Below are 12,073 nucleotides of genomic sequence, written 5' to 3' on the forward strand. Positions count from 1 at the left end.
TCATCCTAGGGTTCGTGTCAGCGGAGCACCGATCAGCGACTCCACGGTGGAGTGGGGGATGCGATCGTGCCAACGTGCGGTGTTCAGTTCGTAGATGCGCTCGCCCGCCTTGACGGCCGCGGTGCGATCGAGCAGGTAGCGGCGGCATTCGGCGACGAACTGCTCCTTGTCGTCGAAGGTGGGCAGCTCGAAGATCGAGTCCAGTGATCCGACGGCCGCGGAGGTTCCCACGACGGGTAGGCCTTTGCTCGCGGCGTCGAGGATCTTGACGCGGACGCCGCCGCCGGTGGCGACAGGGGCGATCAGGGCCCGGCAGGTGCCGAGGAATTCCTGCAGGTCGTCGACGAAGCCGAGGTCGCGAACTCCGGCCGGATACACGGGATCCTTGGCACCCGCGGCCTTCGCGCCGATGATGCACAGTTCGGCACCCTCGATGCCCGCGGAGATGGCCGGCCAGTACTCGAGAGCGATCTTGAAGGCCTCCTGGTTCGGTGGCCAGTCGCGAGTGCCCATGAACACCAGACGTTTTGCGGTCTCGGCCAGATTCAGCTGCGGCGCGGGCTCGAGGGTGAGGTCTATCCAGCGGGCGTCACGTACACCGTTGTCTCGGTACATCTGCGCCTCGTCGGCGTCGTACGTCCCGACGGCATCTGCTGCGCGGGCGACGCGAATCTCGTCGCGCAGGATGCGCGGTGCCTCGATGCGGCCGATCAACCCGCGCGTCACCTTCCATACCTGCGATTCGGTGTTGACGGTGTTGATCGCGAACGGTGACCCCAGTTTGGCCGAGCGCAGAAACGACTCGGCCATATAACTGTGTTCGGCCACATACACATCCGAGGTGGATGCGTCGATGGCATCACGAAAAGCGTCGACATCGTAGCGCCCGTGTACCACCGAGCGGGTCGGCCGAAGGGACTTCGCCAGCAAACCCACGTCTACCCTCGGCTTGGCAACGCGAACGACATCGGGAGCCGTATCGGTCTCCTTGGACAGGCAGATCGAGCGCACCTCGAAGGCCTCGCGGGCCAGCTGCATCATCAAGCGAGACAATGCGATGTCGCCACCGTGTTCGGTGACGGGGTCCTTGGACAACAGGAAAGTCGCGCGTCTCATTGCTTCACTTCTCCTTTCACCAAATCTTGTGGTGCCGCAGCGTGGTATAGGGCGCGCATGAACCAAACGAGGAGCACGGCATCGGTGATCACCGACGCCACTGCTGCGCCGACGGCACCGAAGGGGAACAGACACAACACGAGCACCATCTTCAGCGGTGCGAGTGTTGCGGCAGCCAGCACCCGCGTGCGGTCGCGATGCTGGAGGTACAGCACGGTGGTGAACACGTGGTTCATCACCCGCATCACCACGAACAGCGACATCACCACCAGGGCACCGGCAACCTGCGGGGACGCCGGAGTGAAGAACAGTACGAGTCCGGCTGCCAACAGCAGAGATCCAGCGGCACCGCCGAGAATCGCAGTGTGCTTCAACGCCGGACCGGCGCTGACCAATCCGTCTGCCGCGCGGAGCTTCTCGTGGAAGGTATTGCCGAAGGCTTGGCCGATGAAGGCCACGGCCCAGGCCGTCACCGCGGCGACGGAGTAGTAGCCGGCGATCGTGGAATCGGTGAGGAAGCCCAGCAGCAGCACGTCGCCTTGGATGTAGACCGCATTGGCGAGGTTCTCCGAGAACAGCATCGACATCTCGCGCCACGATCCGGGGATACGCGGTGCCGCGATCCGGCTCTGCAGCGCGGCCAGCACCGCGATGACGAAATAGGGCGCGGCGTAGAGCAGGCTTGCCACTGTCAACGACGGATCGGGGACGGCGAACAGGTATGCCGTCGCGAGCGCGATGGAGGTCGCTTGCCGAGTGGTGTCCAGGCGCTGGGTCAGATCAGGACGGCCGTCGCGCAATGCCCGGCTCTTGTAGGCATTGAAGACCAACTCGCCGCCGCCGATGACGAGAGCGAACCAGGCGATGTAGTTCACTTGAACCAGGCACAGACCGCCGACGATCAACACCGCACCGGCCAGCACACGAGTGGTGCGCTCGCCCAGAAACTCTCGCTCGCTCACACGGATGGAACGCACGGTGAACGGGTGATCCAATGGTGCTGCGAGGATCGCGGCGAGCGCGAACGCCATCGCGTACTGGCCGTAGTCGCTGATCCCCAACTTGGCGATCAGCGCGACGGTCCACAGCAGGCCGATTCCGCGCCCGCCGTAGGTCCACAGGGCGGCGACCCCGGCCTTGATCAGATTGCCGTTCATTTCGACCACACAGCCACGAAGTTCTCGGCCACCAGATAGGGAGCGTTGGCGCTGCGCAGGGTCTCCACTTCACGGCGGAGTCGGGTCAGCGCTTCCCGATCGGTCACGAGGCGAGCGGTGGCGTCGGCGATCTCGACGGTTCCGCCGGCGACAACCAGTGCACCACCGTCGGTTTCGGACAGCGCGCCTTCCTCGAGGCAGACAACCGGGGTCTGGTAGGCGATGGCACGGCTCACCGAGCCGGACGCAGGGAACGCGTCGCCGTAGATGGAGCGTTTACCGTAGGGCACCACGAGTGCGCGGATGGACGCGAAGAAGGCGTCCTCGTCCGGTCCATTCACCTCTCCGAGAATCTCGACTCCGTCCACGGGGTCGAGCAGTTCGGTTCCGCGTCCGGCGATGCGAATGGCAATGTCGTTCGGCAGACGGTCTCGAAGCTGCTGGAGCTGATCGAATCCTTTACCGCGGTAAACGAATCCGAACAGGCCGACGGCAAGGGGGCGATCCTCGGCCGGGGTGATGTCGGGGCGTTCGGGAACGAAATGCATCACTGCTTCTGCCGTCACGGCGGGGTAGCTGCGTTCCAGCGAGTCGGCACCGGAGCGGGTGAGCGCGAACAGTGTTCGACGTCCGACGACAGCGCGTTCCAACCGCCGCCACGCTGCCCGAAGTGGGTAGTGCAGGCCGTGATTGAGAACCTTCTTGCTTGCCAGGAATTTGGTGCGGGCAGGCCACCAGACGATGCCGGGTGGGTCGTGCACGGTCGCGGTCACCCGCGGGTTGCCGGTGAGACGAGCGGTCGCCCAGAACGGCATCACCGAGCCGCCGCTGAGTTCGCAGTGCACAACGGTCCTGCCTGGGTCGGCGTCGACGAGCTCCTGAATTGCTCGGCGGTGTTGCAGAATATCTCGTACCGAGTGCGACCCGGGCCCGTCATGGCGATATTCGATCACCTCGCCGAAGTGGGGACGCACGGCGTCTGCGAAATCGTCGGCATAGTCGCCTACCCCGCCCACTCCGGATCGAGGGGCGAGGTAGACGAGTCGGCAGTCGCGCAGAATCATCAGTAGAACAGCGGCCGATACTTCGGGCGGTAGGCGAGAGCCTTGGGATCGCGCATCGCGCGTACCTTGGCGGGAACTCCGGCGACCACTTCGAGTTCGCCCACGTCTCCGCGCACCATGGAGCAACCGCCGACGACCGCGCCGCGGCCCAGGGTCACGCCGCTGAGAAGCGTGCTGCGACTGGCGATCCACACGTAGTCGCCGATGACGCAGGGCTCGAGGATCGGGGTGAACTCCGGCGAATTGTGATCGTGGTAGCCGGCGATGATGTGGGTGTCACTGGCGATGACGACGTTGCTGCCGATCGTGATGCCTCCGCGGGCGTCGAGCATGCAGCGAAACCCGATGGAGCACGCGTCGCCGATGGTGAGACCCTCGGGATCGAGGATGGTGGTCCCACGGAAGATCGAGACGTCCTTGCCGATCGTCGCTCCGAACGCGCGCAGGAAGTTCTGCCGAATCCAGTGTGACGGAATGAAGGTCACGAACATGTTGAAGCCGAGCGTGCCAATGCGGTTGCGCAGCTTCCGCTTGAACGTGATGTCCTGCATCTTGTAGTTCGACACGTCGTAGATCTCGGGTTCCGCGTCGCCCACAGGCCGTTCCACCGCTGTCATGCTGCCATCTCCTCGCTCATGTCGAACTCCACCATCGCCTTGACGATCTGATCGAAGTCCTTGGTCGGTGCCCAGCCCAACAGGTCCCGGGCTTTGGTGGCGTCGCCCACCATTCTTGCCGAGTCGACGGGTCTGAGCATCTCGGAGTCCGTGCGAACGTGGTCACGCCAGTTCTCGATACCCACGGCAGCGAAGGCGGCGGCCACGAAGTCCTCGACGCTGTGAGCCCTGCCGGTTGCGACGACGAAGTCCTCGCCCTTGCCGTACTCGGCCATGGCGAGCATCGCGCTAACGTAGTCCGGCGCCCAACCCCAGTCGCGTTCGGACGCGAGGTTGCCGAGCTCCAGGGTGCTCCTGGTACCTCGGGAGATTGCCGCGACCGCCTTGGTGATCTTGCGAGTCACGAAGGTATCCGGTCGGCGGGGTGACTCGTGGTTGTAGAGGATGGCGTTCGTCGCTTCCAATCCGCGGGACCGGTACACCTCGACCATGTTGTGACTCAAGGCCTTGGATGCGCCGTAGGGCGAGGTCGGTGCGATGCGCGTGCCCTCGTTTTGCAGGGTGACTCCGGATCCGGCGAAGATTTCGGCGCTGGACGCGTTGACCACCATGACGCGTTTGCCCGACGCTTCCTGGTGGCTGAAGCAGGCATCGAGAAGTGCCGTTGCCGAGATGCCGTTGACCGCGGCGGTGAGTACCGGGTCGTTCCACGATCGCCACACCGACGAGATGCCGGCGAGGTGAAAGACGTAGTCGGGACTCGTGTCTCGGATCAGGACGGTTGCGGCTCCAGGTTCGGTGAGGTCGATGTCGTGCCGCTCGACGAGGGGGTCTGCCGATTCGCTGGGTGTGCCCGGTTTGGAGACGCCATGGACGGACCACCCGCGTTCGAGCAGGAGCTCGCACAGGTAGCTGCCGTCCTGCCCGGCCACTCCCGTGATCAGAGCAGTCGGAGTCTGTCCGGTGCTCACGCGATCTTTACAGCGGTGGGCGACTGTTCTGCGAGATCGTTGCGGACCATCATCGACACGAGCTCGGGGAAGGCAACCTTCGGCTTCCAGCCGAGGACGGCGTGCGCCTTGGAGGCATCTCCGACCAGCAGGTCGACTTCGGCGGGCCGGAAGAAGCGTGGGTCGATCTTGACGTAGGGCTCCCAGTCCTCGATGTCCACTGCGGCGAACGCGTGGTCGAGCAGTTCGCGAATCGAGTGGGTTTCACCGGTCGAGATGACGTAGTCGTCCGCCTGGTCCTGTTGCAGCATGAGGTACATCGCTTCGACGTAGTCGCCCGCGAAGCCCCAGTCGCGCTTGGCGTCGAGGTTTCCGAGGGAAATGTCGGTCTGCAGTCCCAATGCGATGCGGGCTACCGAGCGCGTGACCTTCCGGGTCACGAATTCGACTCCGCGGCGGGGGGATTCGTGGTTGAAGAGGATGCCGGAGCTGGCGTGCATGCCGTAGGACTCACGGTAGTTGATGGTCATGTAGTGCCCGTAGACCTTGGCGACGCCGTATGGCGAACGTGGCCACAGCAGGGTGTCCTCACGCTGGGGCACCTGCTGAACCTTGCCGAACATCTCCGAGCTCGATGCCTGGTAGAAGCGAACCTGCTTGCCCGAGACCTGCTCGTAGAGTCGGGTGCTCTCGAGCATGTTCAGCACGCCGCCACCGGTCACGTCGGTGGTCAGGCGCGCGTTCTCCCACGAATACGCCACGAAGGACACGGCTCCGAGGTTGTAGACCTCGTCGGGCGCTGCCACGGCGAATGCGCGCATCAGTCCGGACAGGTCGAGCAAGTCGCCGTGCAGTATTTCGACCTGGGGCAGCACCTGTTCGAGCATGGGTGCTTTCGGATTGTTCTGTCCGCGAAGCAGACCGAATACCCTGTAGCCCTTGCTCAGTAGCAGTTCGGCGAGGTAGAGGCCGTCTTGCCCGGTGATTCCGGTGATCAGTGCGCGCTTGGTCATCGCGACGCCGTCCTCTCGATTGGTGCCGCGTACATTTCTGTCACTGCGGCGATCAGTTCGGCCGCGAAGCGTTCTTCACTGAACTGCTCCACATGTGCCTGGATCTTCAGGGGTTCCCAGGTGGCTCGTTCGAGAGCAGCCACCGCGTCGCGAATCGAATCCGGTTGTGGTTGGTCGAAATACACCCCGGACACATTCTCCTCGACGGTGTCGAGGAAGCCGCCCCAGCGCAGTACAGCACTGGGCTTGCCGTGATAACCCGCTTCGATGGGGGTCAATCCGTAATCTTCATAGCTCGCGGCGATCAAACCGTTACAGCCCTGGTACAGCCAGCTCATCTGACCCGCGCTGAGGTCGCTGAGCATGAGCACGTTGTGGGGCGCGAGCTTTCGCAACCGATCCGCTTCGGGCCCGCGACCGACGACGATCAATTTGCGATCGGTGCCCGCGAACGCTGCCATCACCTTGTCGACGTTCTTGTACGGCAGCAGTCGTGAGATGCACAGGTAGTACTCGGATGCGCCGAGCCAGGCCGATGCTTCCGGGATCGACTGAGGTGGTGCGGTTTCGACCGTGAACGGTGCCGGCAGCACGGTGGACGGTATGCCGTACGCGTCGGTGATGCGCTGCTGCACCACGGTGGAGATGGCCAGGTAGCGGTCGGCCGAGAGCGCTGCTCGGTTGTCCCACTTGCGTAGTGGCCACGAGAGGAACTTCAGCGCAACGCGTTTGAGTGGGCTGCGGGATTCGCCCAGGTACATCTGAGACTCGTACAACCAACGAGCGGGCGAGTAGCAGTAGACGAGTTTGCGGCCGTTGGTGTGGAACCCGTGTGCCCAGCCGCTGGTGCTGGTGAGAACCACGTCGGCGTCGATCTCGATCGAGGACGAAGCGAACGGCAGCAGGGGGAGGGCCGCGCGGTGGTTCTTGCGCAGGAAGCCGATTCGGTTCAACGAGGACGGCCGGATGTCGAGGCCCGCGAACTCGGGGAACGTCGTCGACGGCTCGTAGAGGGTGGTGTAGACGGGCGCATCGGGAAACGCGCGGGCCATCGCGAGCACAACCTTCTCCGCGCCGCCGCGTTGCGTCAGGTAGTCGTGAGCGATCGCCACGCGAGGACCTGGTCGGTCGGTCATGCGACCGTCCTGTCGTCTCGCTGCACCCGGCACTCAGGCGTGAAAATGTCTGCGTTCATGAGCAACCCATCGTGTCGAACCATTCTCGAGCGGAGCTAAGGGGTCCCGAACACCGAATCGAACTCGGTGCGCAGCGCGCAATCGGAACGACGTGATGACAGCGTCCCCCGACGAGACGTACGAACAATCGACATGATCCTGCCACGAAGAGTCATTTGTTCGCTGTATATGAATATCCGCTATGCAGCCGAATTACCAGCGCCGAGTGAGATGGTTCACAGTGCAAAATAAATGACACGAATCGGGAAACCGTCTCTTCGCGCAGAGTTAACGTGACGGCAATGAATTGAATCGGATTTAGGCGGCGAGTTCGAAATGAGACGCAGAAAAAGGCACGGCGATACCAGTCCGATCGGTATGGGAATGTCGTTTCGGCGTCACCGTGTGACGGTTGTCCCCACCCACGGTGCCCACGAGATGGAGCCGTACTGGAATGTCACTTTCACGCCACCGCCGGGCTGAGGCAGCTCGTCGCTCGTCGCAGGTCCCAGGGTGGGATCCCAGGCCGCGAAGATGCCACCACCGATGTTGTGGGTGCCGCCGATGGCGGTGGAGAACACCCGTAGTCCGACCGGACTGTCGAAGTCCTGATAAGTGCCGTTGAACGACGTCGTGGGTAGATAGCCGGTGTAGCGCACCGCCTCTGCGACCGCACGCGGAACCGCTACGAAGCCGCTGGGCATCTCGTACAGCACGGCGTCCTGCCGGTACTGCGCCCATGTGTCACGGACCGGGAACACCGGGCCCAGTACCGCTCCCCAGCTGTTCGGGGCGGCCGCGAATCGGTTGTATTCGGCTGTGCGGGGAATGCCTTGTTGCAACAGGCCCATCAGTCCCCACAGGGCCGTCTTGGCACCCCAATTGGTCTCGAGCAGCCCGAACGTGTCCTCGGGGTCGCTGCTTCCGGTCACCTTGTCCCGCAGTGTGTAGAGAAAGATCGGTCCGGTGTACGGTAGCTCGCGCCATTTCTGAACGAAGTCGACGATCATCGCGTTCTGTTGGTCGTACGACACCGCGGAGGTGGGAACCCCGTACTCGGTAGCCCAGATCGTCTTGCTTCCATCACCCTTGGCAACCATCAGGTTGCGGATGTCCAGGATCTGTCGGGCTGGTGAATGGTCGACGTAGGGGCCTTCGGAGAACTTCAGCGAGTACTGGTACGGGTGGTAGGAAAACGCGTCGAAGTAGCCCTTGGCGCCAGCGGCGTACATCTGCGTGGCAAAAGTGACGGGGTTGATGTTGCCCCAGTAGTCCTCGGTCGCGCCCAGTACGCCACCGATCACGGTTGCAGCAGAGTCGGCTGCCTTGATCTTGGGGTAGGCGGCCTTGAGCAGGGCGGTGTAGCCCGCGGCGTCGGGTTGTGGTCCGTAGAACGCGACTCCGTTCGGCTCGTTCCAGATCTCGTAATCGGCCACTTTGCCCTTGTACCTTGCGGCGACTTTTCCGGCGAAATCACCGAATGCGGCCGGCGAGGCGGGACGGGTGTTGATGGGTTGGTTCACCGGCGAGGTGGCCCAAGCTGGGGTGTAGGCGATGATTCCCAGCATCGAGATATTGGCTGCTCGCAGCTTGTTCACCACGCGGTCGACGGGTGCCCAGTTCGGCTGCCCCTGGATGGGCTCGACGGTCGACCACGGGATGGCGATGCGCATGGACTTCACGCCTATGGCGGTGACGAATTGGACGGTGGTGTCCAATTCGGCGTCCGTGGACCAGAGCAGACCGCCGCCGTCCGAGATGCCGACACCGGGGGGTGTCGGGGCTGCTTGGGCCGGCGCTTGCGCGCCGAATGCAAGACCGGCAGCGACGATCATCGCTGTTGTCGCTGAAATCAATGTGCGAAAGCCACCACGAAAGTGAACCATCTCGAATTCTCTCCACCAGGGGGTCCGTGCCAACATTCGACGGGCCGGTTCGAGGAATCATTCCACTACAACTGCCGAATTGTGCAATTCACAACAAAAGGTCCGATGGTTATGAAACTGCGAGTGAAGTACTTTCCTGTGAAACCAAGCTTTTGGATTCTGTCGCGTCCGTAAGACCAGCCTGATGGTTGCTTCGAGTGGCCAATTCCCATGCATGGACCAGAAATACGAGCATTACCGAAAAGGCCATGGTCGTCGCCGGAATGGTAACCACCGGGAAGTCGAGTTGCAGCGCGACGATCGAGAAGCCGATGAAGGTGGCACCGTAGAAGCCCAACTCCCAGCGTCCCGATCGCATCAGCTTGTATCCGATGAATGCGCCGACGACGAGTATCGCGGCGAAGGCGAGTCCGGTCAGCAACCCACCGCGGTAGATGGTCAGCAGTGGGGAGTTCGCGACGTAGTTGACCTCGAAAGCGACCACCGGGTCGACGAATTCGGCCCGTCCCCACCCCAGCCCGAACATCCAGTGCCCTTGCATGAGCCGCGGGAATTCCACGAGGGCGTCACCGCGGGCACTCGAGCCTGCGTCCCCGCTACCGAACGACGAGAAGACGCGATTTCGTACGCTGGGCACTGCGAGAGCCCCGATGAACGCGGCTGCGAATGCGCCGATGATGGCCAGACGTTCTCGGGTCCGAAGTTGCTGGAACACGAACATCAGCATCACGCCGAACACCACCGAGAACAAGGCTGCCCGCGAGAGCGTCAGCACGATCGACAGGAACAGCAGCGCGGAGAGTGCGGTACGCAGGTAGCCGCGAAGCAGCAGGATGCACAGCATCAGCGCCAGCACGAAGCCGATTCCCGCCGCATTGGGGTCGACGTACGTTCCCGCCAGACGCACCGTCGTCGCGCCACCCGGGCTGTAGACGAATCGGTTGCTCTCCTCCTCGGTGCCGTAGCCCAGGACGGATAGGTAGCGAATGAGCTTTCCGGCGGGGTCGCCGACGAGGATGACCACTGCGAAGGCGGCGGCCGCCGAGGCGGCGTAGACGTAGATTCGGCCGAACAGCTTCAATTCGTCTCTGGGCATGCGCAGGAGACAGACGGCAACGAGCGTGGACACCAGCCACTTACCGAATTCGACGTAGTCGACCAGTGAGCCACTTGTGGCGACCAATGACAAAGTCGAGGTGACGAGCAGCGCAATGATCGTCATTTCACCCCATGTGATGCGGCTCACCGCCATGCGGTGGATCACAGTTGCCAAGATGACGGCGATGCCGAGTGCGAAGACCAGGGGTGCATGCACTCCCGGGATGTAGCCGAACGGTAGGGCTCCCAGTGAAAATGCAAGAGCGCGAGTCAAATACAGCGGATGACGTAGGCCTATGTACGCTCCTATCGTCAGCGCAGCGAGACCGATTGCGCCCAGTTTCGCTGGTGTTCCGCCGACGATCATTGCGAATGTAACGAAAACGGGAACAACCACGATGGCTGCGACACCGGCTCGTCGAGTCATGCTCATGGACACTGATGTTGTCACGGTTTCACTCACTCGCAACATGTACGTCGTGCCGAATCCTTCGCTGCGCTTTATTCTTTCCCCTTGACCGATGTCTTTCGATAGGAGCACTCGTGGAGATTCGAGAGTACGGGCGGATTCTTCGCGCGGGTTGGTGGATCGTCGCGCTCGTGACGGTCATCGGCATCGCCGGAGGCTGGGCCTACACGTTCTTCACGGCACCGCAGTATCAGGCGTGCGCGCGTTTGTTCGTCACCACCGAAGGTGGCAGTTCGGTCGGGGAGGCGTACCAGAACAACCTGTTCTCCCAGGAGCGTGTGTCGTCCTACGCGGGACTGGCGACCAGCACCCAGGTGGCTCAGCGTGCCGTCGATCAGTTGCAGCTGTCGATGTCGGCGGAAGAGCTGCGCTCACGAGTCACCGCAACGCCCATCGAGAAGACGGTCCTCCTCGACCTCTGCGCCACCGACGCCGATCCAGCGGTCGCTCAGGTGTTGACCAACGCGGTCGCCGGTCAGTTGACGCAGCTGGTGCAGGAACTCGAAACCTCGCAGCGCGGCGGCAGCCCGGCGGCCGGTGCCACCATCGTCGATCAGGGCGACGTCCCGTCGACTCCGATCGGTATGGGTCTGTACACCGCTCTCGGCCTGGGCGCGGCCATCGGCCTCGTCTTTGGCCTGGCTCTCGCTCTCTTGCGCGGTCTGATGGACCGTTCGATCAGAGATCGGCCACGGGCGGAGGAGATTTCGGGCCGCGTGGTGCTCGGGGGTCTTCCGGTCGATGCATCTCGACCCAAATCGGCAGTGGCGTTCATGAGCAAGATGGGTGAACCACTGCGCGCGCTGCGCACCAACATTCGATTCCTCGGTGGCGGATCACCTCCGCGCGTCATCACCGTCACCAGTCCTGCTGCGGGCGAAGGACGGACAAGTACCGCGATCGACCTGGCATCCGTTCTGGCCGAGGCCGGTCACAAGGTGTTGCTCGTCGGCGGCGACCTGCGTGACGATGCCTTGGGCAACCGACTCGGCCTGAGCCAGGGTAGTGGCTTGTCGACGGTGCTCTCGGGTGAGCATCGCGTCGAGGACGCAATTCAGCGTGACGTGTTCGACGGTGTGTCGGTGCTGCCGTCGGGTCCCGTTCCGCCGAATCCGAGTGAGTTGCTGGGATCGGATCGCGCGCAGGTGCTGCTCGAGTCTCTACGCGGCGACTATCGCTACGTGATCGTCGACACCCCGCCCTTGCTGAAGGTGACCGACGGTGCGATTCTCACCGCATTGGCAGACGGCACACTGGTTCTCGCGCGTACCGGCCGCACCACCCGTGACGCGCTGCGTCGGGCCGTCAAGGTGCTCGACGGCGTCAACGGCACTGTGTTGGGCGTGGTCACCACCTTCGAACCAGCGCGCCACCGTTTGCGCGCGGGCTCCGGCCGATCGGCCGGCAACAGCGAAACCGGCTCCAGCGCTTCGCATTCGGCGAGCAAATTCGGCGTGTCATCAGGATCGGACCAGGTGAAGTCCGAGGACAGCACATCTGCGTCGTCGTCGGCGAGCAGAGGGTAGCC

General features: G+C 63.2%; 10 protein-coding genes. 1 reads left to right on the top strand and 9 read right to left on the bottom strand.

Annotated features, from left to right (window positions below):
- The 9 genes from QM797_RS05575 to QM797_RS05615 form a co-directional block, all read right to left on the bottom strand.
- Complete coding sequence (locus QM797_RS05575) at positions 1–1,116, bottom strand: glycosyltransferase (RefSeq protein WP_283274169.1); 1,116 nt, start codon at positions 1,114–1,116, stop codon at positions 1–3.
- Complete coding sequence (locus QM797_RS05580; RefSeq protein WP_283274171.1) at positions 1,113–2,273, bottom strand: lipopolysaccharide biosynthesis protein; 1,161 nt, start codon at positions 2,271–2,273, stop codon at positions 1,113–1,115. Before QM797_RS05580 ends, QM797_RS05575 begins: the two co-directional genes overlap by 4 nt.
- Entirely contained in the window at positions 2,270–3,337 is a 1,068-nt protein-coding gene (locus QM797_RS05585; RefSeq protein ID WP_283274172.1) for a glycosyltransferase, read from the bottom strand. The genes QM797_RS05580 and QM797_RS05585 overlap by 4 nt, the downstream gene beginning before the upstream one ends.
- A complete protein-coding gene (locus QM797_RS05590; RefSeq protein ID WP_094703050.1) occupies positions 3,337–3,954 on the bottom strand; it encodes an acyltransferase in 618 nt (205 codons plus the stop codon). Before QM797_RS05590 ends, QM797_RS05585 begins: the two co-directional genes overlap by 1 nt.
- Positions 3,951–4,925, bottom strand: coding sequence for a GDP-mannose 4,6-dehydratase (locus QM797_RS05595; RefSeq protein WP_283274173.1), 975 nt, complete (start codon positions 4,923–4,925; stop codon positions 3,951–3,953). Before QM797_RS05595 ends, QM797_RS05590 begins: the two co-directional genes overlap by 4 nt.
- Entirely contained in the window at positions 4,922–5,917 is a 996-nt protein-coding gene (locus tag QM797_RS05600) for a GDP-mannose 4,6-dehydratase (protein ID WP_283274174.1), read from the bottom strand. The genes QM797_RS05595 and QM797_RS05600 overlap by 4 nt, the downstream gene beginning before the upstream one ends.
- On the bottom strand, positions 5,914–7,053 hold the full coding sequence (locus QM797_RS05605; RefSeq protein ID WP_283274176.1) for a glycosyltransferase: 1,140 nt from the start codon (positions 7,051–7,053) through the stop codon (positions 5,914–5,916). Before QM797_RS05605 ends, QM797_RS05600 begins: the two co-directional genes overlap by 4 nt.
- A gap of 437 nt (positions 7,054–7,490) precedes the next feature.
- Positions 7,491–8,927 carry a cellulase family glycosylhydrolase gene (locus QM797_RS05610; RefSeq protein ID WP_283274177.1) on the bottom strand — a complete coding sequence of 479 codons (1,437 nt, stop codon included), beginning with the start codon at positions 8,925–8,927 and terminating at the stop codon, positions 7,491–7,493.
- A gap of 160 nt (positions 8,928–9,087) precedes the next feature.
- Complete coding sequence (locus QM797_RS05615) at positions 9,088–10,503, bottom strand: O-antigen ligase family protein (protein WP_283274179.1); 1,416 nt, start codon at positions 10,501–10,503, stop codon at positions 9,088–9,090.
- Positions 10,504–10,619: 116 nt separating this feature from the next.
- On the opposite strand from QM797_RS05615, the gene QM797_RS05620 reads away from it, so the two are divergent.
- Positions 10,620–12,071, top strand: coding sequence for a tyrosine-protein kinase domain-containing protein (locus QM797_RS05620; protein WP_283274180.1), 1,452 nt, complete (start codon positions 10,620–10,622; stop codon positions 12,069–12,071).
- The last annotated feature ends 2 nt before the right edge of the window (positions 12,072–12,073 follow it).

This window comes from Rhodococcus sp. IEGM 1381, from assembly GCF_030056795.1.
Classification (GTDB): Bacteria; Actinomycetota; Actinomycetes; order Mycobacteriales; family Mycobacteriaceae; genus Rhodococcoides.

Coding starts and splice junctions, on each gene's coding strand:
- QM797_RS05605 (WP_283274176.1), bottom strand. CDS start 7,053: ATGACCGACCGACCAGGTCCTCGCGTGGCGATCGCTCACGACTACCTG.
- QM797_RS05600 (WP_283274174.1), bottom strand. CDS start 5,917: ATGACCAAGCGCGCACTGATCACCGGAATCACCGGGCAAGACGGCCTC.
- QM797_RS05590 (WP_094703050.1), bottom strand. CDS start 3,954: ATGACAGCGGTGGAACGGCCTGTGGGCGACGCGGAACCCGAGATCTAC.
- QM797_RS05585 (WP_283274172.1), bottom strand. CDS start 3,337: ATGATTCTGCGCGACTGCCGACTCGTCTACCTCGCCCCTCGATCCGGA.
- QM797_RS05610 (WP_283274177.1), bottom strand. CDS start 8,927: ATGATCGTCGCTGCCGGTCTTGCATTCGGCGCGCAAGCGCCGGCCCAA.
- QM797_RS05575 (WP_283274169.1), bottom strand. CDS start 1,116: ATGAGACGCGCGACTTTCCTGTTGTCCAAGGACCCCGTCACCGAACAC.
- QM797_RS05580 (WP_283274171.1), bottom strand. CDS start 2,273: ATGAACGGCAATCTGATCAAGGCCGGGGTCGCCGCCCTGTGGACCTAC.
- QM797_RS05615 (WP_283274179.1), bottom strand. CDS start 10,503: ATGACTCGACGAGCCGGTGTCGCAGCCATCGTGGTTGTTCCCGTTTTC.